At 64.2% G+C, this 20,866-nt stretch carries 23 protein-coding genes; 12 read left to right on the forward strand and 11 right to left on the reverse strand.

The annotated features are described in order from the left end of the window. Nucleotides 1–12 precede the first annotated feature (12 nt). Nucleotides 13–1,290 (reverse strand): phosphoribosylamine--glycine ligase, encoded by a 1,278-nt coding sequence (purD, locus tag ACSU1G_RS12270; RefSeq protein ID WP_439280234.1) that lies wholly within the window; start codon nucleotides 1,288–1,290, stop codon nucleotides 13–15. A gap of 31 nt (nucleotides 1,291–1,321) precedes the next feature. Next, nucleotides 1,322–2,005 (reverse strand): NUDIX hydrolase, encoded by a 684-nt coding sequence (locus tag ACSU1G_RS12275; protein ID WP_439280235.1) that lies wholly within the window; start codon nucleotides 2,003–2,005, stop codon nucleotides 1,322–1,324. 50 nt (nucleotides 2,006–2,055) lie between these two features. On the opposite strand from ACSU1G_RS12275, the gene ACSU1G_RS12280 reads away from it, so the two are divergent. Together ACSU1G_RS12280 and ACSU1G_RS12285 are read left to right on the forward strand one after the other, a co-directional pair. Next, nucleotides 2,056–2,424: a sterol carrier family protein gene (locus tag ACSU1G_RS12280; RefSeq protein ID WP_439280236.1), complete on the forward strand. Its 369-nt coding sequence runs from the start codon at nucleotides 2,056–2,058 to the stop codon at nucleotides 2,422–2,424. A 65-nt stretch (nucleotides 2,425–2,489) separates the two neighbouring features. Then, nucleotides 2,490–2,804, forward strand: coding sequence for a potassium transporter Trk (locus tag ACSU1G_RS12285; protein ID WP_439280237.1), 315 nt, complete (start codon nucleotides 2,490–2,492; stop codon nucleotides 2,802–2,804). A gap of 96 nt (nucleotides 2,805–2,900) precedes the next feature. On the opposite strand, the gene ACSU1G_RS12290 is transcribed toward ACSU1G_RS12285, so the two are convergent. Beyond that, nucleotides 2,901–3,506, reverse strand: a complete 606-nt coding sequence (locus ACSU1G_RS12290) for a zinc-binding alcohol dehydrogenase (RefSeq protein WP_439280238.1) — start codon at nucleotides 3,504–3,506, stop codon at nucleotides 2,901–2,903. A 158-nt stretch (nucleotides 3,507–3,664) separates the two neighbouring features. Between ACSU1G_RS12290 and ACSU1G_RS12295 the strand changes: the two genes are divergently transcribed. The 3 genes from ACSU1G_RS12295 (at nucleotide 3,665) to ACSU1G_RS12305 (ending at nucleotide 6,216) form a co-directional block, all read left to right on the forward strand. After that, on the forward strand, nucleotides 3,665–4,666 hold the full coding sequence (locus ACSU1G_RS12295; RefSeq protein ID WP_439280239.1) for a ThuA domain-containing protein: 1,002 nt from the start codon (nucleotides 3,665–3,667) through the stop codon (nucleotides 4,664–4,666). Nucleotides 4,667–4,828: 162 nt separating this feature from the next. After that, a complete protein-coding gene (locus ACSU1G_RS12300; RefSeq protein WP_439280240.1) occupies nucleotides 4,829–5,530 on the forward strand; it encodes an IclR family transcriptional regulator in 702 nt (233 codons plus the stop codon). Nucleotides 5,531–5,535: 5 nt separating this feature from the next. Beyond that, complete coding sequence (locus ACSU1G_RS12305; protein ID WP_439280241.1) at nucleotides 5,536–6,216, forward strand: IclR family transcriptional regulator; 681 nt, start codon at nucleotides 5,536–5,538, stop codon at nucleotides 6,214–6,216. A 104-nt stretch (nucleotides 6,217–6,320) separates the two neighbouring features. Here the strand turns inward: ACSU1G_RS12305 and dctP are convergent, their stop codons facing one another. The 5 genes from dctP to ACSU1G_RS12330 form a co-directional block, all read right to left on the reverse strand. Next, nucleotides 6,321–7,367: a TRAP transporter substrate-binding protein DctP gene (gene dctP / locus ACSU1G_RS12310; protein WP_439280242.1), complete on the reverse strand. Its 1,047-nt coding sequence runs from the start codon at nucleotides 7,365–7,367 to the stop codon at nucleotides 6,321–6,323. Nucleotides 7,368–7,472: 105 nt separating this feature from the next. Beyond that, the gene (locus ACSU1G_RS12315; RefSeq protein WP_439280243.1) at nucleotides 7,473–7,910 is read right to left on the reverse strand and encodes a type II 3-dehydroquinate dehydratase; all 438 of its coding nucleotides are present in this window, start codon (nucleotides 7,908–7,910) and stop codon (nucleotides 7,473–7,475) included. Nucleotides 7,911–7,935: 25 nt separating this feature from the next. Beyond that, nucleotides 7,936–9,213 (reverse strand): TRAP transporter large permease, encoded by a 1,278-nt coding sequence (locus tag ACSU1G_RS12320; protein WP_439280244.1) that lies wholly within the window; start codon nucleotides 9,211–9,213, stop codon nucleotides 7,936–7,938. 3 nt (nucleotides 9,214–9,216) lie between these two features. Beyond that, nucleotides 9,217–9,804: a TRAP transporter small permease gene (locus ACSU1G_RS12325; protein ID WP_439280245.1), complete on the reverse strand. Its 588-nt coding sequence runs from the start codon at nucleotides 9,802–9,804 to the stop codon at nucleotides 9,217–9,219. Nucleotides 9,805–9,964: 160 nt separating this feature from the next. Further along, nucleotides 9,965–12,640, reverse strand: a complete 2,676-nt coding sequence (locus ACSU1G_RS12330; RefSeq protein ID WP_439280246.1) for an outer membrane protein assembly factor BamB family protein — start codon at nucleotides 12,638–12,640, stop codon at nucleotides 9,965–9,967. A 134-nt stretch (nucleotides 12,641–12,774) separates the two neighbouring features. Here ACSU1G_RS12330 and purM point away from each other — a divergent pair, with 134 nt between their 5' ends. From purM to ACSU1G_RS12345, 3 genes are read left to right on the forward strand one after another with little or no spacing between them, the layout of a single operon-like run. Next, nucleotides 12,775–13,893 (forward strand): phosphoribosylformylglycinamidine cyclo-ligase, encoded by a 1,119-nt coding sequence (gene purM, locus ACSU1G_RS12335; protein WP_439280247.1) that lies wholly within the window; start codon nucleotides 12,775–12,777, stop codon nucleotides 13,891–13,893. A 6-nt stretch (nucleotides 13,894–13,899) separates the two neighbouring features. Then, the gene (gene purF / locus ACSU1G_RS12340) at nucleotides 13,900–15,357 is read left to right on the forward strand and encodes an amidophosphoribosyltransferase (RefSeq protein ID WP_439280248.1); all 1,458 of its coding nucleotides are present in this window, start codon (nucleotides 13,900–13,902) and stop codon (nucleotides 15,355–15,357) included. A 16-nt stretch (nucleotides 15,358–15,373) separates the two neighbouring features. Further along, nucleotides 15,374–16,678 (forward strand): MFS transporter, encoded by a 1,305-nt coding sequence (locus ACSU1G_RS12345; RefSeq protein WP_439280249.1) that lies wholly within the window; start codon nucleotides 15,374–15,376, stop codon nucleotides 16,676–16,678. A gap of 55 nt (nucleotides 16,679–16,733) precedes the next feature. On the opposite strand, the gene ACSU1G_RS12350 is transcribed toward ACSU1G_RS12345, so the two are convergent. Then, complete coding sequence (locus ACSU1G_RS12350; RefSeq protein WP_439280250.1) at nucleotides 16,734–16,922, reverse strand: DUF3073 domain-containing protein; 189 nt, start codon at nucleotides 16,920–16,922, stop codon at nucleotides 16,734–16,736. Nucleotides 16,923–17,071: 149 nt separating this feature from the next. Here ACSU1G_RS12350 and ACSU1G_RS12355 point away from each other — a divergent pair, with 149 nt between their 5' ends. Beyond that, nucleotides 17,072–17,614 (forward strand): universal stress protein, encoded by a 543-nt coding sequence (locus tag ACSU1G_RS12355; RefSeq protein ID WP_439280251.1) that lies wholly within the window; start codon nucleotides 17,072–17,074, stop codon nucleotides 17,612–17,614. 3 nt (nucleotides 17,615–17,617) lie between these two features. Here the strand turns inward: ACSU1G_RS12355 and ACSU1G_RS12360 are convergent, their stop codons facing one another. After that, nucleotides 17,618–18,250, reverse strand: coding sequence for a PadR family transcriptional regulator (locus ACSU1G_RS12360; protein ID WP_439280252.1), 633 nt, complete (start codon nucleotides 18,248–18,250; stop codon nucleotides 17,618–17,620). Beyond that, nucleotides 18,247–19,086, reverse strand: coding sequence for a DUF4097 family beta strand repeat-containing protein (locus ACSU1G_RS12365; protein ID WP_439280253.1), 840 nt, complete (start codon nucleotides 19,084–19,086; stop codon nucleotides 18,247–18,249). The genes ACSU1G_RS12360 and ACSU1G_RS12365 overlap by 4 nt, the downstream gene beginning before the upstream one ends. Before the next feature lie 160 nt (nucleotides 19,087–19,246). Between ACSU1G_RS12365 and ACSU1G_RS12370 the strand changes: the two genes are divergently transcribed. From ACSU1G_RS12370 to ACSU1G_RS12380, 3 genes are read left to right on the forward strand one after another with little or no spacing between them, the layout of a single operon-like run. Then, nucleotides 19,247–20,023: a MerR family transcriptional regulator gene (locus tag ACSU1G_RS12370; RefSeq protein WP_439280254.1), complete on the forward strand. Its 777-nt coding sequence runs from the start codon at nucleotides 19,247–19,249 to the stop codon at nucleotides 20,021–20,023. 36 nt (nucleotides 20,024–20,059) lie between these two features. Continuing rightward, complete coding sequence (locus tag ACSU1G_RS12375) at nucleotides 20,060–20,425, forward strand: fluoride efflux transporter FluC (RefSeq protein WP_439280255.1); 366 nt, start codon at nucleotides 20,060–20,062, stop codon at nucleotides 20,423–20,425. Beyond that, nucleotides 20,422–20,781 carry a fluoride efflux transporter FluC gene (locus ACSU1G_RS12380; protein WP_439280256.1) on the forward strand — a complete coding sequence of 120 codons (360 nt, stop codon included), beginning with the start codon at nucleotides 20,422–20,424 and terminating at the stop codon, nucleotides 20,779–20,781. Before ACSU1G_RS12375 ends, ACSU1G_RS12380 begins: the two co-directional genes overlap by 4 nt. Nucleotides 20,782–20,866: the final 85 nt, after the last annotated feature.

The following is a 20,866-nucleotide window of genomic DNA, read 5'->3' on the forward strand; positions in this document are numbered from 1 at the left end:
ACCCAGTCCGAATTACTCCGCGACGCGGGCGGCGATGTCGCTACGGAAATGGGCGCCATCGAGGCCGATGCGGCCCATCGACTCGTAGGCCTGAGCGCGCGCGGCGGTGAAGTCTGATCTGACGGCAACGACGTTGAGCACACGGCCGCCGGTGGCGACCAGGTCTCCGCCCGGAGCATCCGGGCCGGCGGTCGCCGCATGGATAATTCGCACGCCTTCGACGCTGGCGGCATCCGCAAGGCCAGAGATCTGCCGACCAGTCTGCGGCGCCTCCGGGTAGCCTTCGCTGGCGAGCACCACGGTGATCGCGACGTCGTCGGAGAATTTGGGCTGCGGCTGATCTTCAAGATTTCCGGATGCTGCGGCCAGCAGCAGCTCCGACAGGGGAGTGATCAGACGTGGCAGGACGACCTGGGTCTCGGGGTCACCGAAGCGTGCGTTGAACTCGATGACCTTCACGCCGGAGGCAGTGAGGATGAGGCCGGCATAGAGGAGGCCGATGAACGGGGTGCCCTCGGCATCCATCTGACGGATGACCGGCAGTGCGACCTGCTCGGTGACGAGTTCGACGAATTCTTGTTCGCTGCCGAACTGCTCATTCAGCCACGGCAACGGCGAGTACGCGCCCATGCCGCCCGTGTTAGGGCCTTCGTCGCCGTCGTAGGCACGCTTGAAGTCTTGGGCGGGGCTGAGCGCACGCACCGTGTCTCCGTCGCTGAGAAAGAAGAGCGACACCTCAGGGCCAGCGAGGAACTCCTCGATAAGTATCGGGCCTGCGGGCAGGTAGTGTGCGGCGTGCGCGAGGGCCTCGGCACGGTTAGAGGTCACGATGACGCCCTTGCCTGCGGCCAAACCGTCGGCCTTCACCACGTAGGGGGCACCGAGGTCGTCGAATGCGGCCTCGACGTTGGCGATGGATGTGGCGCGCACAGCGCGTCCGGTCGGCACTGATGCGGCATCCATGATCCGTTTGGCGAAGGCCTTCGATCCCTCCAGCTGGGCCGCGGCCTTGCCGGGGCCGAACACGGGAATGCCGCGTTCACGCAACGCATCTGCAACACCGGCGACGAGCGGAGCTTCGGGGCCGATGACGACGAGGTCGACAGCGTGCTCGTTCGCGAAGGTGGTGACCGCACCGCCGTCGAGCTGGTCGACGACGACGAGTGTCGCATCCTGAGCCATGCCGGCGTTGCCGGGTGAGCAGAGGATCTCATGCTCGGCCGCTTCTGCTCGAAGGGCGAGGATGATCGCGTGCTCACGGGCACCGGAACCGAGGACGAGGATCTTCACAGTCCCAGACTACCGAGCCGGGCGGCGACCGTCAGTTCGTCACCGATCGCTCGTCTGTCTCATCCCACGGCACAGTCCACCCGCACGCGTCGAACAGACGATCAAGCACCATCGCCGTGAAGCCCCAGATGATCGTGCCGTCGACATCGAATGCAGGCCCTTTGAAGCTCAACGGGCCGCGGCTGGTCACAGAGCGGAAGCGCGTCGCCGGGTCCAGAAGCTGAGCGACCGGCACCCGGAACACTTCGACGGTCTCAGCGTGATCGACAGCCGCCACCTTCGATGGCGTGGTCCACCAGCCGAGCACGGGTGTGACTCGGTGGTTGCTGATCGCAAGAGGAATCTCGGGGAGGGTCGCGAGCACCTCGACCCCGGTCGGATCCAGCCCGGTCTCTTCTTCAGCCTCGCGCAGCGCCGTGTCGACGACGTCACGATCGCCTGCATCACGCCCGCCGCCAGGGAACGACACCTGTCCGGGGTGCGATGAGAGGGTAGACGCGCGCCGCTGCAGCAGTACGTCGAGATCTCGCGCGACCGCGGCGTCGACCGTGCGGGCGGGGATGCTGTCGAGCACCCCGAACAGGATGAGCACCGCCGATTCGCGGGCAGCGCTCCAGTCGGCCAGCTGGGGGAGCACTCGAGCGGCCCAATCGCCGGTCTGCGCCGCGTTCAGCAACTGGGCACGGGCGCCGTCTGGATGCTGAATGTCACTCACGCTTTGACCCTACGCGGTGCGTGGGACGGAGGATCCGGGAAGATGGACACATGGCCAAGAAGATCGACATTGCCGACGGGCGGGCGGCGCTAGATGCGGTGCGCACCGCGAACGCGGCAGGAGAGAAGCCCGCGCGCATGGCATCGGCGACGGCCGTGCGATACCTGCTGCAGTTGCTGGATGAGAAGGCCCCTGGCAACAGCGTCGAGGTTCGGGTGCCGCCATTCGGTGCGGTGCAGGTTGTGCAAGGGCCTCGGCACACACGCGGCACCCCGCCGAACGTGATCGAGATGGATGCCGCGAGCTGGATCGCCGTCGCGACCGGTTCGGAATCCTGGGTCGAGGTCGTCGCGGCAGGCAGGGTGCAGGCATCCGGCACTCGTGCCGATCTGTCAGATCTGCTGCCGCTGCGGCCCTAGTGGCCCCGTCTCCGCAGACACCATCCGCTGGCGCATCCATAGATGAACAGTGGGACAATGGAAGCATGTCTGTCCCCGAGCCCCACGAGATCGTCAAAGCAACCGTTCGGCGTGTGCCGCGGTACGGCGTGTTCATGGCCATCGGCGTCGTGCTCGGCATCGGCGCCGCTGGCATCCTGACCATGATGGGCAGCTACGAGCCATCGGCGGCGATTGGCGTGGTCTACCCGCCGAGTCAGGTCTTCGGGTTCGCCCTGCTCTGGACGGCCCCGATCGGGCTTGCCCTCGGCGCCCTCTTCGCGATGCTGCTCGAGCGCATCGCGCGCCGCCACGACCGCGTCGTTCAGGTCGACCGCTCAACGATCATCGAAGCGGACTGATCCCCCACCCCTCGCACCCCTTGCGAATGGTCGTTTGTGGCTCAATTCTGCGTGATTTTCGAGCCACAACCGGCCACTCGAAAGCCTGGCCCGGCGCTAGGCCAATTCGGCGATGACCGGGCGGATGGCGGCGTCGAACGCCACCACGTCTCGTCGCAGTCCATCGGTGACGGCGACTGAGAGAGCGCCGATCCACCAGATCCCGCGCTGCGAGAACGGCAGTACCTGCACGTTAAGTTCAAACGAATGCGCACGCCTGCCGATCTCGCGTTCGAACTCGGCAATCGCGCTCGCATACGCACGATAAGAACCGCCACCGGTGGCAGTGTTCATCGAATCGACGTAACGGTTGTGCGCAGTCTGGGCGTACTGCTGGGCGGCTACCGCGAGCGGAGTGATCGCCTCGCGCAGCTGCCCGGCGCCGGTGGCGGGCAGCGCGACGATCGTGTCGAATCCGTCGACGAGTTCCAGCGGTACATCAGAGTGATGCGCGCGCGGCTCGACGGTCATGTTCCAGTACTCGCGCCACTGGGCTTCCAGCTCTGGGGTGGCATCCGTCGCGTCCGGCGCTCGCACCTGAAGATCACGCAGGCTCGGCAGGTCTTCTGGCTCACGGATGCCGAGCATTTGGCGCAGCGCGAGCGCGACGAGCACCGGAACTCCGGCGTCTTCGCGGATCAACCACTGCGGCTTGTCGGCCATGGCCCCATCCTAGGGAGATCGCGTGGCGTCTGCGGGGCCCGGGGTGGCTTACTGGATGGGACAGCTGTTGCCGGTAGTGCGCCCGAACCCTAAGTTCAGGATTCAGCTGGCATGTTCAACGTCGCTGGCATCCGATACGAAAGATCAAGGGAGATCACGTGAATTCCTTTTTGCGTTCAGGGATCGCGCTGGTGGCAGCCGCGGTGCTCGGCGCCGGTCTATTTGCTGCGAGCTCAGCAACCGTCGCTGCCGGCAACGGCAACGGCAATGGAAACGGCAATGGAAACGGAAACGGCAACAAGCCGGTCACCGCTTCGGACATCTACCTCGACGGGGTGGCAGATTACGGCGTGTGCCGCGGTACCAATGCTGACTGCTACCACAACTGGGGCAACGGCTGGGTGGAGGGTGAGGAGAAGAAGATCCTCATCTGGAGCCGCACCGGTGGTCCGCGCCATGCGCACCTCGGCACGCCGCTCGCACCGGGACTGAACCCGGCTCTGAACGCCGACAATGTCGCACAGGCTGGTCTGAAGAGCTGGGCAGAGGAGCGTGGAATCGCGGTGGACTACACCGAAGACCTCGCAGCATTCTCCCGACTCGGCAACTATCAGGCGATCGTGTTCCTCAGCCCCACCCGTGACAGCCTGGACGACGCAGCCCAGACCTCTCTCCAGAAATACATCCGCGGTGGCGGTGGGTTCGTGGGCATCCACAATGCGCTCGGCACCGAGTACAACTGGCCGTGGTACGAAGGCCTGCTCGGCGGCACGAACTTCTTTGACCACGCCCCTAACCGTGCGGGGACTGTGGAGGTCATGAACACGAAGGACGTGACGACGAGCTTCATGCCCAAGACATGGGCGTTCACAGACGAGTGGTACAACCTCTACCCGTACCCCAGCTACGTCAACGTGCTGCTTGAGGTCGACGCGGCGACCAGCCTCAACGGCCGCACAAGCGGCCACCCAGGGCACGGTGAGAACCACCCGGTCAGCTGGTGCCAGTACTACGACGGCGGTCGGTCATTCGTCACCAGCCTCGGCCACGCGGCAGAGAACTGGACGGATGCTGAAACAGAGAACGACGAACTCTTCAAGAGCCACGTCATGGAAGGTCTCGAGAGCGTGATGGGGATCCAGCCTTTCTGCAAGTCCTGATCCGCGAGGTGGGCCCGAATGAGCGACACGCTGTTCGGGCCCACATTGCGTTCCCTCACACCACGCATTAGCTTCAGTCTCGGGCAGGTCGAAGAAGCTGCCCGACGAAGGGTCCCGATGTTGCGTCTCTCCAGCTCCCCAGCTTCCAGCGGTCCAGCGTCTGTGCTTACGCGCATTCTTTCGATACTCGATGCGGTCAAGCGTGCAAACGGCACGGTCTCCGTGACCGTCATCGCCACAGCGACCGGCATCCCGAAGTCGACCGCCGCGCGTCTGGTGAGTGAGCTGGTCTCGCAGCGCTATCTCGCGCGTGACAGCGAGGGTGTCACGTTAGGCCTGAGGCTGTTCGAACTAGGCGCATTGGCCACCATGCCGCGGCGACTGGTCGCTGCGGCCGCACCGATCATGAGCCAGCTGGCACAGCACACCGGCGAACGTGTCGGACTGTGGGTGCAGCAGGGCGTCGATATGGTCTCCCTCGCGGCCGCTCCCGGGCGGCTTCCGATGCTGCCCACCTGGGCGGGGATGCGCTCGCCGGCGTTGACAACTGCGAGCGGCAAGGCGTTCCTCGCCTTCTGCGACGACCAGCACGTCATCGATCGCGTCAGCGCGCCGCTGTTCGCGGAAGAGGCCAAGCATTTCCAAGAGGAACTTCTGGCCGTTCGGACATCGATGCTCGCCACCGATGCCGGCGCGTCTTATCAGGGCGTTTTGGCCGTTGCGAGCCCGATCATCAGTTCAGACAACAGCGTCATCGGTGCGATCTCTGTCGCGGGTCCTGCAGGTGGAATGCGCCCAGACAACATCGCTCCGCTGGTGCGTGCCGCTGGCGTCTCGCTGGCCAGACGCCTCGCTGCGGCCTGAGCGCCATGCGCACCGCACCCTGGACGGAGACCGTCAGCGTTCTCGATCGGATGACCGCCATCCTCGACGCCTTCAGTGAGATCGGCGAGGCAGGAGAAGGATTGGGCGTGACCGAGCTTGCTCGGCGCGCGAACCTTCCGAAGTCGACCGTCTCTCGCATCGCGGCCGATCTCGTCGCGGAAGGATATCTCGACCGCGTCGGTGGTCGACTGTATCTGGGCCTGCGACTTTTCGAACTCGGCCAGAGTGTGGAGCGACCGCGGCGGCTTCGTCGGCTCGCCATCAGCGCCATGGCCGGCCTGCGCGATACCACCGGGCACAATGTGCAGCTGGCGATCGCCGATGGTGAGGACGTCGTCGTGATCGCCAATGCGCGAGGAAGGGATGCCGGGTTCCCCGCCGCGCGCATCGGCGAGCGGCTGCCCCGTGCCACGACAGCGCTCGGTGCCGTCTTCACCGCATTCGAGCAGCGAAGAGAGCAGACGGCCGGTGCTCACGACGCGGTGACGACCTATGAGGCCTTCCATGGCAGCCACCTGTGCGTGGCGAGCCCGGTGCAGGAACGCGGGCACACGGTCGCTGCGCTGGCATTGAGCGGCACGATCGGTGCGCTCGATCCCGTCGACGCCGCACCGATCGTGCGGCGCGCGGCAACGACGATCAGTCGCCTCATCGCCGCCTCCTAGAACTCAGCCGAGACAACGCCGGGCGCCATGCGCGCGCCCGCCACACACAACGAAGCGGGGCGAGCGCTTTCGCGTCCGCCCCGCCCCGCCTTCAAACGTTCAGATCATTTCGAGGAGTCGCGAATGCTCTGGTAAGCCTCGAGCGTCTCACCGGAGTAGTAATCCTTGAAGAACGACTCCGCCTTCTTAATGAACGCGTCGATGTCGATCTCGTCCTTTTCGATGACGGTGAAGTCGGGGTTGTCGCGGTAGCCCTGAATGATCTCTTCGGTCTCCTCGTCGACACAGGTGCGGTTCTCGCCCCGGATCTCGTGGATCGTCTTCTCCAGCAGTTCGGTCTGCTCTTCGTTCAGCTTCTCGTACGTCTTGTCGCCGACGACGACGAACTGGATGCCGACGTTGTGGTCGTTCAGTATCGCGACGTTGAGCACGTCGTCGTAGCTCGACGAGTGGGTTGCAACAATCGGGTTCTCCTGACCGACGGCGATGCCCTGCTGCAGGGCCGTGTAGACCTCTTCCACGGCGACCGAGACCGGGCTGTCGACTCCCAGCGCTTCGGCGTTCGCGAGGAAGCCGGGCGAGTTCGGGAAGCGAATCGGCACGCCGGCGAGGTCGTCAGGACTGCGGACCTCGACGTCCTTGGTCGTGAAGGTGCGGTTACCGAACAGCCAGCCGTCGACAATCTTCACACCGGTCGCGTCGTGGAAAGCGGTGAAGAGGTCTTCTGATCCTTCATCCATCCAGGAGAACGCATGGTCGGTGTCGTCAAAGGCGTACGCCGCGTCGACCGCTTCGATCGGAGCGAAAGTGGTGGCGAGCTCTGATCCGCCGAGCAGATCGATGTCGATGTCGCCGGCCTGCACCATCGGGAAGCGGTCGGCGTGCGGGCCGAGCTGGCTCGAGGGATACAGGTCAACGGTGAAGCCCAGCCCCGAGGACTCCAGGCGATCCTTGAGCAGTTCAACACCGCAGTAATAGTTGGGGGTCTGCTCGTTCTGGGTGAGCGAGACGGCGAGTGTGACCTCGTTGGTGCCCGATTCGCCCGCCGGCTCAGGTGAAGTAGCGGCACTGCACCCAACCACCATGAGCGCGGTTGCCGCGAATGCCGATGTGGCGACGATGCTTCGACGCATCGTGATCTTGCTGACCATGTGATTCTCCTCTGTTCGGGCGCTTCATTGCGCTGGTCTGCTGTGTGTGATGACTCTTACTCGTGGGTGTCCGATTGCCAACTGCGCTCTCGGCGAATGGAACGGTTACGCGGCGATCGCGTCCGCGGCGCGGACGGCGAGCTCGTAGCCGTAGGCCCCGGCCCCGGCGATGACCGTGGTCGCGACCGATGACATCAGGGAATGCCGATGCGCTTCATCTCGGGCATGGATGTTCGAGATGTGAATCTCGACGATGGGAATGTTGAGGATGCGAAGTGCATCGAGAACGGGGACAGACTGAAAGCTCAGCCCCGCGGGATTGATCACGACGGCAGCACCGTCACGGTACGCATCATGCAGCCAGCCGATGATCTCGTGCTCGGCATTGGACTGCGCGAACATCAACTCGAATCCGACCTCGGCGGCGACTCGAATGCACTCGGACTCGATGTCCTTGAGGGTTGTTGTCCCGTAGATCTCGGGTTCGCGATGGCCCAGCATGTCGAGGTTGGGGCCGTTGAGTACGTAGAGCTTCCTGGTCACGGTCGAGTCCTTTCGGTGACTCACGTCAGAGGTTGAGGAGGGTGGGCACGATCGTGACGATCGCGGGGAAGAGCGTCAGCAGCAGGAGCACCAGACCAAGCGGAATCAGGAACGGAAGGACGCCGCGGAACAGCTCGCCCATAGGCCTTCGGGTGACCGATCCGACCACGAACAGCACCGCGCCGACCGGCGGCGTCAGAGAGCCGATCATCAGGTTGATGATCATGATCACGCCGAGGTGCACCGGGTCGATTCCGTAGGTCGCGCTGATCGGCATCAGGATCGGCACGAGAACGAGGATCACCGGCGCCGCCTCCAGGAAGATGCCCAGCAGGATCAGCAGCACGTTGAGCAGCAGCAGGAAGACGATGGGGTTGTCAGTGAGAGTGGTGAGGGCTTCGCCGAGATTCCGGGAGACCTGCTCGCGGGTGAGCACTTGGCCCAGCAGGTTCGAGGCGCCGAGGATGAGCAGGATGCCACCGGACATCAAGACGGTCTCCTTCATGGCCATCCAGAGCTTGCGCCACGTGAGCGTTCGATAGACAGCACCGAGGGCGAGCACGACGGCTGCCGCGATCCCGGCGCTTTCGGTGGGGGTGAACCATCCGCTGAAGATGCCGCCGAGGATGATCACCGGGATCGTCATCGGGCCGATCACGCGGACCGTTGCGCGTCGCAGCATCGCGCCGCTGAACGAGCGACTTCCTGCGATCTCCGGATGCATGCGCACCCAGATGAAAATATAGATGGCCAGGCCGATCGCCATGAGGAGCGCCGGAAGTACGGACCCCGCAAACAGGGCGCCCGTCGAGATGGATGCCGTCGCTGCGAACAGGACGGCGGGGATGCTCGGAGGCATCACGGTGCTGAGCAGCGAGGCGGCCGAGGTGAGGCCTGCGGAGAAGCCGTAGGGGTAGTTCGCCTTGAGCATCTGCGGAATCTGCACCTTGCTCGTGGAGGCGGCGTCGGCCAACGCCGACCCACTGATCCAGGAGAACCCGACCGCGGTGGTGAGGTTGACATAGGCGAGGTTGCCGGGCAGTCGCGGCAGTAGTGCCTTTGCGAAGTCGTACAGCCGCGTGGCGATGCCGAGGTGGTTCGCGATCGTGCCGACGAAGATGAACAGCGGGACCGCGAGCAGCGGGAAGCTGTTGATCCCGTTGACCATGGAGGTGGTCGCGTACCCCGCGGAGAGGTTGTGGCTGTAGAAGTAGAGCATGCTCGGAGCGATCATCGCGAAGGCGACGGGTACGCGCAGCAGCATCAGCACGACCATGAGCAGGACAAAGAGCCAGAGATCCATGGATCAGCCCTCCATTTCGGAGATCTCGAGCTGACGCTCTGGTCGGTTCGCGTGGGGAATCTTCCATATCGAGTGGATGCCGGTGGAAAGGCCGCCGATGAAGGCGAAGATGTAGAGGATCCCCAGCGGTATGCCCATTGCCGCGCTGACACGGGTCCATTCGAGCCCGATCTTCACGGAGGCGTCGTAGACGAGAGCGATGCTTGTGACCACCATGATCACCGCTGCAATCACGCGCAGCGCCACGAAGAGCTTCTTGCCACGCAGCACGCCGTCGAATACCTCGATGACGATGTGGCCGTTGCGTCCGGTCAGGTAGCCCATCATCATGAACGTCATCGCGATCATCGACAGCAGCGCGAGCTCACCGGAGCCGACCCAGCTCAGGGCGGGAAAATATCGACCGATCACCTGATGCATGACGCCAAAGAAAATTCCTGCGAAAAGCGCGACGGAGATGATCATTTCGGCGTTCGAGAGTGCGCGGATGAACCGTGACTCCTGCGGAACGCCCAGGTTCACATCGGGTGTGGTGAAGACGGTCTCGGTGGGACCGTAGATCGACTCTTCCGGGTCCTTTTTCGGTCCCATGATCTGTCCTCTCTGTCGTGGCGATTCGCTGACCGCCGTGGCCACTCTGTCTGTGGTGGTTGTACTCACCAAGCCATGTCCCAGCGAATGGGACGAGCCCAGAGCGCACGGGTGCCGCGCCGCCATGGAGGCGACGCGGCACCGGATCGTGCGCGTTGGGCTACTTGGCCACGGTAACGCTCACCGTCGATCTGACCTCTTTCTGCACGCCGTCTTGCACCGCATGTGTGACGACAGTCAGCTCAGTCACTCCGATCGGCACGTTGTTGTCGAGATCGGCCTTGTCGAACTTGATGACCAGGTGGTTCTTGCTGCCCGTCACCTTCGACGCGGTGATCGGCTGCAGTCCCAGCGCGGTCTCCAGGAACACGTCGCCCTCCTGCGTGTATCCCTTCGGGAGATCGAGATGTGCAGTGATGGTGCCCTTCGCCGTGGTGAAGAGACCGTCCTGCACGCGGAGGTTCACCTTTCCTGAGGGAATCGAGAACGCACCGGGAATGTCCTCGGATGCGGCGTACACCTCGATCTTGCCGGTGGGACGCGGGTCGGTGCAGTCGTTGAAGAAATAATCGCCCGCCTTGTCGAAGGTGTGCTGGTAACTCTCTCCCGGCTGCAGACGTGCATTGAACTCACCCTCGAAGAACTGGGTGGCGCAGTGCTCGAGCTTGTTCGGATACTGCGCGAAGGTGTCCGCTCCAGGATTCAGGAACGTCACCGCGGTGCCGACCGGGACGCGCAGGTGCGTGGGCTGCATGGCCGCCTGGTTGGTGCTGTCCGCAGCCTTGACCGTGTCGGAGGTGCGATCAGCGCGAGCCAGCAGCACCGTGTTGTCGACGGTGCTGCCTTCGACGGCGTTCCCGCTGACGGGTCGGCGGATCGACAGCGGTGCCGTCAACGGGCCTTCCTGGCTGCCGGAGGCCGTGACGTAGTCGCCGCCGAGCTTGAACGCCCACAACGAGTCGCCCTTGGTCACCGAACCGCCGTACGGGTTCGTTGTACCCGCCGCGAGAACGGCGACGTACTGTTCGCCGTCGATCTCATAGGTGACGGGTGCGGAACCGATGCCGTTGCCGGTCTGGAAATCCCAGAGCACGTCACCCTTGTTGGCATCCATCGCGAGCAGGCGCCCGTCGATCTGGCCGACGAAGACCAGGTCGGATGCTGTCGCCAGAGGGCCCTGACCGTGTGACATGTCCGTGCCGAGGTGCTGGGTCCATTCGACCGCACCGGTGGAGGCGTCGTAGGCGACGATGCCGCCGGTCTGGTACTGGCCGATCGCGCGCTGACCGTTGGCGGATGCGCCGTTCCAGTGCGCCACGTTGTTCGTGCCGTACGGGAAGTACACGAGGTTCGTGCTGTGGCTGTAGGCGTTGTTCGACCAGTCGCCGCCGCCGTTCTGGCTGGTGGTGGAGAGGATCGGGAGATCCCACTGCGGGTCGTACATGCAGCCTTCGCGGTTTCCTGCGCTCCCTTCCGGATATGTCAAGTGATCCTGGTCAGCGGCGACATAGCTGTCGGGGTTGAAGACGAGCTCGCCGTCTTCGTTCGGCTGGTACCCGTTGTAGTTGGGCACACCACGCCACGGGTCACCAGGAACCGTATCCGCGCCGAGTGACTGCCAGACGACGCACTCTGGGAGCAGTCGCTGAGCGGGGAAAGGCTGCGTGGCGGAGTTCGCCTGGCGATCATCGGTGATCACGGGCCTTTCGGTTACCGGCAGAACCGGCTCGCCGTTCGTGCGGTCCAACACGAACTGGTGTCCAGACTTACTGCCGTAGAAGATCACCTGTCGCTCTTCGCCGTTCACCTCGATGTCGGCGAGGTTCGGGGCGTGCACGTTGTCCATGTCCCAGATGTCATGGCGGATCGACTGGTAGTGCCATTTGTACTCGCCCGTCGCGGCATCGACTGCCACGAGAGTGTCGGAGAAGACATTGTCACCGGGCCGACCGGAGCCATCCTGCGAGGTGTTGCAGCTGCGCGGGTTGCCGAATGTCATGTAGTACATGTCAAGTTCGGGGTCGACAGCGCCATGCATCCAAGAAGTCGCGCCGCCCTCGACCGCACAGTCGGTGCCGTCCTCATGCACGGGGCCCCACGTCGCCGAGGCGTCGAAGGTGTTGCCGTTCACATCGGTGAACTCTTCACCGCGGTTGGGGCCGCCGAAGAAGTGCCAGACGTAGCTGCCGTCGTCGGCGTTGAGGGCGACCACCGCGCCTCGATCGCCGTCGGCGGCGTGCGCATATACGAGGCCTTCCGAATAGACGGTCGCGACCTTGGCGACGCGTCCGAGGTTCTCACCGTTTGGGCCTGTCGGTTGAACAGCCCAGATTTCTTCGCCGGTCGTCTGATCGAGGGCAACGACGCGGTTATCGCCGGCAAGCGTGTAGATGCGTCCTTCGCCGGCAGACACCCCGCGGCGTGTGCTCGACATGCCGTAGTCATTGTTCTCCCACTTCCAGGAGGTCTCGCCGGTGGCGCCGTCTACTGCGGCAACGCCGCCGCTGGGTGTGTCGAGATAGATCACGCCGTCGACGACGATCGGCGTCGTCTGCTGGCCCATGTCGTCAGATGCTGGCGCCGCCGCAGAGAGGTGGGTCTGCCATGTGGGAGCCAGTTGGTCGAGATTGCTCTTCGTGATCTGAGCGAGGGCAGAGTAGTGCTGGTTGCCGAGGTTTCCCCCGACGGTGGGCATGTCTTCCTGCGTCGGCGCGGTGGCGGTCAGGCCACCGCCGACGGGATCATCGGTGGCGAATACGGGGCTGACGGCGAGTGAGAGCGTCACTGCCGCCGCGATCCCCGCCACCCCCAATCGTGTCGCGAGATGTGTGGACATCGTGAGCTCCTTGGTCGTCATCGGTCCCAGAACTCTTCGGAAGCTATCGATCTTGCGCAGCCCAGCCAACCCTCGGCCCATCGGGTGGGACGGACGCGGATTCTCGACCGCTCCGGCGGCGGTAGTCTTGTCACGTGGCTGCCTCCCCCACTAACCCCTATTCCGAAGCCGGCGTCGACACCGCAGCAGGTGATCGTGCGGTCGCGCTGATGAAATCTTCTGTGCGCGCAACGCACGGACCCGAAGTGCTCGGGGGGTTCGGCGGCTTCGCCGGTCTCTTCGACGCCAGCGCCCTGCTTGGGTACACCAAGCCGCTGCTGGCGACCAGCACCGACGGCGTCGGCACGAAGGTCGCGATCGCGCAGGCCATCGACAAGCACGACACGATCGGGCAAGACCTGGTCGGCATGGTCGTCGATGACATCGTCGTGGTCGGTGCCAAGCCGCTGTTCATGACCGACTACATCGCCTGCGGCAAGGTCGTTCCCGAGCGCATCGCCGACATCGTGCGTGGCATCGCGGATGCCTGCACCGCGACCGGCACGGCACTCGTCGGCGGCGAAACGGCAGAGCACCCGGGCCTGTTGGGTGTGAACGATTACGACGTCGCAGGCGCTGCCACCGGCATCGTCGAGGCTGATGCCGTACTCGGAGCCGAGAAAGTGCAAAGCGGCGATGTCGTGCTGGCACTGGCATCCAGCGGACTGCACTCGAACGGCTATTCGCTTGTGCGTCACATCATCACCGGTGCAGGCATCGGCTACGGCGACACCGCCGCCGACTTCGGTGCAACCTGGGGTGAGACGCTCCTCGAGCCGACACGCCTCTACACACTTCCGTTGCTGCGTCTGCTCGACACACTCGCCGACGGTGCAGTGCACTCGCTCAGCCATGTCACCGGTGGCGGTATCGGCGCGAACCTCGCACGCGTGCTGCCACAGGGCAGCTGGGCAGAGGTCGACCGCTCCACGTGGTCGCCGAGCCCGATCTTCCGCGTGCTCAGCGACATCGCCGGATCCACCTTGGAGTCCGCCGAAGGCACCTGGAACCTTGGCATCGGCTTCCTTGCCGTGATCGACGCCGGCCAGAAGGATGCTGCCATCACCGCGCTCGCCGCAGAGGGCATCCATGCCTGGCAGGTCGCCACAGTCGGAACCGGTGCACGCCCGGCCGGAGAATTCGAAGAGGGCGCCAAGGGCGTCGATGGCGGTGCGGTGCGTCTGGTTGGCGCATACGCGGATGGAGCGAAGTAACACCCCATGTGTGGAATCGTCGGAGTGGTCGCAGGCGGACCGGTCAACCAGGATATCTACGACGCGCTCCTGCTTCTGCAGCACCGCGGGCAGGATGCCACGGGTATGGCCACAGCGGAGCCCAATGGTGTCATGCACATCACGAAGGCCGAAGGCATGGTGCGCGAGGCCTTCCGCACCCGCGACATGCGCACGCTCCTCGGCAACGTCGGCCTCGGCCACGTGCGCTACGCCACCAAGGGCACGGCCTCGAGCGAAGAGGAAGCCCAGCCGTTCTACGTGAACTCGCCGTATGGCATCATCCTCATCCACAACGGCAATCTCACCAACACTCGTGAGCTCACCGCGACCATGGCCAAGCGTGATCGGCGCCACCTGAACTCGTCCAGCGATACCGAACTGCTGCTGAACGTTCTCGCCGGTGAACTGCAGGCCACGACTTCGGACGTCGACCTCGACCCCGAGCGCATCTTCGAAGCGGTCAGTCGCACGCACCAGCGCATCGAAGGCGCCTACGCCGTGATCGCCGTGATCGCCGGTTATGGTCTGCTCGCGTTCCGCGATCCCTTCGGTATCCGCCCACTGATTCTGGGACGCCGCGACGGCGTAGAGCACGACGAATGGGTCGTCGCCAGCGAATCGCTTGTGCTGGAGAACGGTGACTACGAGGTTGTCCGCGAGGTCGCACCGGGCGAGGCCATCTTCATCAACGATCAGGGTGAGCTGTTCAGCCGGCAGTGCGCCCAGAACCCCATACTCACTCCCTGTGCCTTTGAGTACGTGTACCTCGCTCGTCCAGACTCGACGATGAACGGCATCGCCGTGTATGAGTCGCGTCTGCGGATGGGTGACCGTCTCGCCGACACGATCGCCAAGCACGTGCCGATGGACAAGATCGACGTCGTCATGCCGATTCCAGACTCTGCACGGCCCTCGGCGATGGAAGTCGCCCGCAAGCTCGGCATCGAGTACCGCGAAGGTTTCTACAAGAATCGCTACGTCGGCCGCACGTTCATCATGCCGGGCCAGGCGGTGCGCAAGAAGAGTGTGCGACAGAAGCTCAACGCGATGTCGACGGAGTTCCGCGGCAAGAATGTGCTGCTGATCGACGACTCGATCGTGCGCGGAACGACGAGCAAAGAGATCATTCAGATGGCTCGGGATGCCGGTGCCCTCTCGGTCACGTTCGCCTCAGCTGCCCCACCGGTGAGGCACCCGCATGTGTATGGCATCAACATGCCGTCCAAGCACGAGCTGATCGCCTACGGCCGTACGATCCCGGAGATCGCCGAAGTGCTCGGCGCCGATCATCTCGTCTACCAAGAGGTCGAAGATCTGAAGGCCGCGATCATCGAGGGCTCTGACGTCACAGACCTCGACATGAGCTGCTTCGACGGTCGCTATGTCACGGGAACAATCACTGAGGAGTACCTCGCCTGGGTGGAGAGCTCCCAGACTTCGTGACGAATACGCGTCCGCTGTGACCACTGCGCGTCCGCTATGGCGAGGGCGTGTTCTTGCCGTTCTCGGCATCCTGCTGTGTGCGTTCTCGCTGCGATCAGCGGTAGCGTCGCTGTCGCCGGTGATCGACTACATCGCGGCTGACTTCCCACTGCCCGCGGCGGTTGTCGGTCTGATCGGCACGGCGCCACCGGTGTGCTTTGCTATCTTCGGGCTCTGCACGCCGTTGCTTGTGCGCCGGCTGGGCCTGGAGCGGGTCACGATCATCGCGCTCTCCGCGATCGCCGCGGGCCTGGTGCTGCGCGGGTTCTCGATCGACTCGGTGTCGCTTCTGCTCACCACCGCCCTGATCTTCGCTGGCGTCGGCATGGGCAACATCCTTGTGCCGCCGCTGGTAAAAAAGTACTTCCCTGATCGCATCGGCACGATGCTGACGCTGTACACGACGGCGATGGCGTTCTCGACGTTCCTGCCGCCGCTTGTCGCGGTTCCGGTGGCGGATGCTGCGGGCTGGCGCGTGTCGTTGGGGCTGTGGGGCGTGTTCGCGATCGCCGGTGTCCTGCCATGGATCGCCATGCTCGTGACCGGGCGCGCGGTGGCGCAGCCCGCTGCGAACGCTCCGCTACGCGTACCAGAGACTGCCTCGGTCGCAGCATCCGATCCGGCGGAACTGTCGACAGGACCGATCGCCGTGGCACCCGCGAATTCGGGGGCATTCTCTCGCCTAATCCGGCTGCCTCTTGCCTGGGCGATCGCCGTCGTCTTCAGCACCTCGTCGATCATCGCCTATGTATCGTTCGCATGGTTGCCGACGATTCTCTCCGACGTCGCGGGTGTCTCGGCGAGTACCGCGGGTCTGCTGCTGTCGGTGTTCGCTCTCATGGGGCTACCCGCATCGTTGCTCGTGCCTGTGCTGGTGGTGCGCTTCCAAGCCACTCGTCAGGCGTACGCGGTTGCTTCGGTGTGCGGGCTACTCGGCGTTGCCGGGCTTCTGTTCTGGGCGAACCCGATCACAGTATGGCTGTGGGTCACGCTCTTCGGCATTGTCGGCGTGATGTTTCCGCTGGCGCTCGTCCTCATCAGCATCCGCTCGCGCACGCCGGAGAGCGCGGTGGCACTGAGCAGCTTCGTGCAGAGCGTCGGCTACATCATCGCCGCAGGTTTCCCTCTGTTGATCGGCGTGCTGCACGAGGTCACTGAGACCTGGACGATTCCGTTGCTGGTCATCGGCGGCGTGCTCATCGCCTCGATCCCGTTCGGGTTCATCGCGGGTCGACGTCGTACGGTCGAGGAAGAGTGGGAGCTGCGCCACGGGCGCTGGTAGCAGCGCACGACGAAGGCCCCGCTACCGAAGTTGCGGGGCCGAGCGCGAAAAAAGGTCAGGCCTTCTCGAGCTTGTCTTCGTCTTCCTCTGCGTACTCGTCAGCCCATTTGTCGACGTAGGCGTTCTCGTCGTCGGAGGGATGCGCAAGCTCACGCTCCAGCGCTGAGGTGTTCAAGGACGGACTGTACGCCTTGAGTTCTCGGGCGATTTTAGTGTGTTTCGCCTTTTGACGGCCACGGCCCATGCGCGAGACCCCCTTACGAGTTAGGATGCGGGCGTTTAGAGTGCCCGATGCAGTTCACGACACCGGCGAAGGCCGGTAAGAGTAACATTAAGAATAGCACGAGGGTCAGGTCCTCTGGCCTTCGCCGGCAGGTGAAGGGAACGATTCTCATGGCAGACGCAGCCTCCTCCACGTCCGACGAAGTGGCCCAGAATGCCGCACTGCAAAGAGCAGTCATCGTCGGCATGCAGCCCGGTCAGGCCACGCACGTCCTGCAGGAAGCAGCGCGCTATGCGAAGTTGCTGAGCGCCCCGCTCGTGGTTGTGCACGTGGATGTCACGCGCTTTGTCACTTACGAAGATCCGGACGGCTACGTGCACTCTGCACCGATCGATCTGAATCTCGAAGCCGGCGTCGCCGAGTTCCAAGAAGTCCAGGCTGAAGCTGATGTAGCCCTTGGCAACACCGGGCTGACCTGGACGGCACGTCAACTTGTCGGTGACCCCGCCCTGGCGATCAAGCAACTCGCAGACAAGCTCGATGCGCAGCTCATCGTCATCGGAACACGTAAGCGTGGCATCGGCGAATCGATCCGCGAGTTCTTCACCGGATCAGTTGCCGCGCGTCTCGCTCACCGCCAGCACCGCTCGGTGCTGGTCGTGCCATTGGAGGAGTCGGTACCAGACGACCAGCCGGAAATCTGGACCGAGTAGCGCTCAGTGACCGGATGAGCCGAGCGCTTGCACGACGCGGCGAGCCGCCGCATCCAAGGCATTCTCCAGATCGGTGACGACCGTCGAGGCCAGGGTTCCACCACGGGCGACGTGCGTGCGCAGATCGGTGCGAGTTCGCGCGCGAAAGGCGTTGATTGCCGCGTCAGCGCGATGCAACTCCTCGCGGCTGGTGACACGCTCATCGGACATCGGGGAGGACGTCGACGGCCGACTCTTCGCGGCAGCCCGCTCATCATGCGCCGCAGAGGCGAGGTCGGCGCGAAGGCTCTTCATGGCATCCTGAACGCTCTGACGCACCTCATTGGCGATCAGTCGCACTGAATCGGTGAGACCAGATTCGATTCCGGCAAGATCGCCCTCACGCCCGGCGAGCTCTGCCCGCCCAGCATCCGTGATGGCATAAATCGTGGTGCGGCCGTCGATGGTCTTGGTGACCAGGCCCTCTTCCTCGAGCTTTGCGAGCCGCGGATAGATGGTGCCGGCGCTCGGCGTGTACGTGCCGCCGGTGCGATCGGTCAGCGCCTGGATGATGCCGTAACCGTGTTGTGGCGACTCGGCCAGCAGCGACAGCAGGTACAGGCGCAGGTCGCCGTGCGAGAAGACGGCGGGGCTCATGAGTCCCACTCCTCATCGTCGGCCACAGTGATCATGGGCTGGCGCAGGACGGTGATGTCGCCGGAGACCGAGTTCGTGCGGATGTCGACGAAGTTACCCGCAAGCTCGCCGGTCGATCCGGTGTAGTTGGTCGGCCCGGTATTCCCGCGGTCGATACCGTCGATCATCACGCCGCCGCTCATCGAGCGCACCACGTAGTTGGCGGGGAGCGTCTCTTCGAGGCGGATCGTGCTGCTTCCGGCAACCGTGTTCAGGCTGACGGTGTTGACGGCGCCGGTGGCATCCACCCAGATGGCGCCCGAGACCGTGTCGATCGTCGTCTTGCGCACTGAGCCGGTGATGGCGACGTCGCCGGAGACGCTGTTCGCATTCACGGCACCGGTGAGTCCGTGCACCTGCACATCGCCCGAAATCGAGTTCAACGTGAGGTCGCCCGTGTGTGTGTCGACGATGAGGTCGCCGGAGACTGTGTTCAGCCGCGCGTCATTTGTGAGGCCAGAGACCAGGGCGCCAGCGCTGACTACGCCGAGGTTGAGCGCGATGTTACGGGGGACTGCGACGCTGACCTCCGCACGCGGGCCGCCCGAGCCGAAGTTGCGGAACACGTCGAGGAAGTTGTCCCAACCCAGCTGTGGGTGGTCGATCTCGATCTGCGTGCCGTCGGATTCGATGCGGAGGTCTTTGATCGTGACGCCGTGGACCTCGATGCGGATGCCTGGTTCGTCGTGGGCGATGACGTCAACCTGTCCGCCGACCAGTCCGATCTTGAGTCGGGTCGCCTGCGCGATGTCGATGACGCGTTCCTCGCCGGGGGCGATGAGCCACTTCTCGGTCATGTTCACTCTCCTGGGTTGCGGCGATATCAAGCTATATCGCGTGTGAAGAGAGTAACACGATATATCTCGAGTTCGTCAAAAAACTCTGGGGGAAGCCTTGACATTGACGCTGCGTCAACTTCTAACGTGGAGGAATGGCAACGACGGAAGGGCGGATGCTATGGACAGGCAGGACTGGTCGATCCAGGAGATCGCGCGGCTGGCCGGCACGACCAGCCGGACGCTGCGGCACTACGGCGACATCGGGCTGCTGAAGCCGACGCGGGTGGCACACAACGGCTACCGGCACTACGACCAGGCAGCGCTCGTGCGCTTGCAGCGGATTCTGCTGCTGCGCGAGCTCGGACTCGGGCTGCCGCAGATCGCGGAGGTGCTCTCTTCGAGCGACGCGGGGGCCACCAGTGAGGCATCCGCTCTTCGTCGCCACCTCGCGTACTTACGCGCGGAGCAAGACCGACTGGCGCGACAGATCGCGTCGGTCGAATCGACTGTAAACGCATTGAAAGCAGGTGAATCTCTCATGGCAGAGAACATGTTCGACGGTTTCGACCACACCCAGTACAAGGATGAGGTCGAGCAGAGATGGGGCAAGAAGGCCTACTCCGACAGTGACCGTTGGTGGCGCGGGAGAACGGATGCCGAGCGTGCCGAGTGGCAGCAGCTCGTCGCCGACCTGGGCCGCGACTGGATCGCGGCCGCCGAGAACGGCGCGGATGCGGCATCCGATCAGGCTCAGGCCCTCGCGAAGCGTCACGTGGAATGGCTCGTGAGTGTGCCTGGTACACCGGGAGCCTCCAAGGAATACATCATCGGCCTCGGTGAGATGTATGTCGCGGACCCGAGGTTCGGGGCCAATTACGCCACGAGCGCGGGTGGCTCGCAGGGTGCCGAGTTCGTGCGCGACGCGCTGCGCATCTACGCAGAGGCGAATCTGTAGCGGGGTGTGGAGGGCTGTGAGGATTAGAGTGACCTCGTGACCCTCCGCCGACTGCTCCTCGTCGTGCTCGGTGGAATGCTCGGCACGGCAGCGCGTCTTGCGCTCGGGCTCATGATTCCGGATGCTGCCGGACTGCCCCTCGCGACTCTCGCGGCGAACGTGCTCGGTGCCTTGCTTATCGGGGTGCTCGCCGCGCGACTTCCGCGCTCGTCAGAGCGACGGGTGTTCCTCGCTACGGGCATCCTCGGCGGGTTCACCACCTACAGCGCCTTCGCGGTCGGCTCGATCCAAGCGTTGGCGAGTGCACCGCTGCTCGCCGTGCTGTACGCGCTCCTCACGCTGGTGCTCGGCATCGCGGCTGTTGTGCTGGGGATGCGACTGGGCAGGAGGCGCGCACAGTGACTCCGCTCCTCTTCGTTCTGGCATCCGTCGCTGGCGGCCTCGGCGCCGGCGCGCGCTACCTCGTCGACATCGCCGTGATGCGCCTGACCGCGGGGCGATTCCCCTGGGGGATCGTCATCGTGAACATCACCGGATCGTTCGCGCTGGGGCTGGTCACCGCATCCATCCCCGAGGCGGCCTTCGTCATCGGCGCGGGGTTCCTCGGTGGTTACACCACCTTCAGTACGGCCATGCTCGACACGCTTGCGCTGTGGAAGGACGGCGAACGGCCGGCATCCGTCTTTCATCTGTTCGGAACGTTCGGGGCATCCGTGCTCGCGGCGCTCGCAGGCCTCGCGCTCGGCGCCCTGATGTGACCGTGCTCTGATGTGACCGTGCTCTGATGTGACTGTGCGCGAGTGGTCGTCTCCCAGGTAGCCTGGATATTGAAGATGTACATAT

This window comes from Microbacterium sp. A93 (assembly GCF_051842835.1).

Bases quoted from the DNA above. Each gene is read 5' to 3' on its own strand.
- ACSU1G_RS12280 (WP_439280236.1), top strand. From the start codon at position 2,056: ATGGCCAAGAAGATCGACATTGCCGACGGGCGGGCGGCGCTAGATGCG.
- ACSU1G_RS12285 (WP_439280237.1), top strand. From the start codon at position 2,490: ATGTCTGTCCCCGAGCCCCACGAGATCGTCAAAGCAACCGTTCGGCGT.
- ACSU1G_RS12290 (WP_439280238.1), bottom strand. From the start codon at position 3,506: ATGGCCGACAAGCCGCAGTGGTTGATCCGCGAAGACGCCGGAGTTCCG.
- ACSU1G_RS12305 (WP_439280241.1), top strand. From the start codon at position 5,536: ATGCGCACCGCACCCTGGACGGAGACCGTCAGCGTTCTCGATCGGATG.
- dctP (WP_439280242.1), bottom strand. From the start codon at position 7,367: ATGGTCAGCAAGATCACGATGCGTCGAAGCATCGTCGCCACATCGGCA.
- ACSU1G_RS12320 (WP_439280244.1), bottom strand. From the start codon at position 9,213: ATGGATCTCTGGCTCTTTGTCCTGCTCATGGTCGTGCTGATGCTGCTG.
- ACSU1G_RS12325 (WP_439280245.1), bottom strand. From the start codon at position 9,804: ATGGGACCGAAAAAGGACCCGGAAGAGTCGATCTACGGTCCCACCGAG.
- ACSU1G_RS12330 (WP_439280246.1), bottom strand. From the start codon at position 12,640: ATGTCCACACATCTCGCGACACGATTGGGGGTGGCGGGGATCGCGGCG.
- purF (WP_439280248.1), top strand. From the start codon at position 13,900: ATGTGTGGAATCGTCGGAGTGGTCGCAGGCGGACCGGTCAACCAGGAT.
- ACSU1G_RS12350 (WP_439280250.1), bottom strand. From the start codon at position 16,922: ATGGGCCGTGGCCGTCAAAAGGCGAAACACACTAAAATCGCCCGAGAA.
- ACSU1G_RS12355 (WP_439280251.1), top strand. From the start codon at position 17,072: ATGGCAGACGCAGCCTCCTCCACGTCCGACGAAGTGGCCCAGAATGCC.
- ACSU1G_RS12360 (WP_439280252.1), bottom strand. From the start codon at position 18,250: ATGAGCCCCGCCGTCTTCTCGCACGGCGACCTGCGCCTGTACCTGCTG.
- ACSU1G_RS12365 (WP_439280253.1), bottom strand. From the start codon at position 19,086: ATGACCGAGAAGTGGCTCATCGCCCCCGGCGAGGAACGCGTCATCGAC.
- ACSU1G_RS12370 (WP_439280254.1), top strand. From the start codon at position 19,247: ATGGACAGGCAGGACTGGTCGATCCAGGAGATCGCGCGGCTGGCCGGC.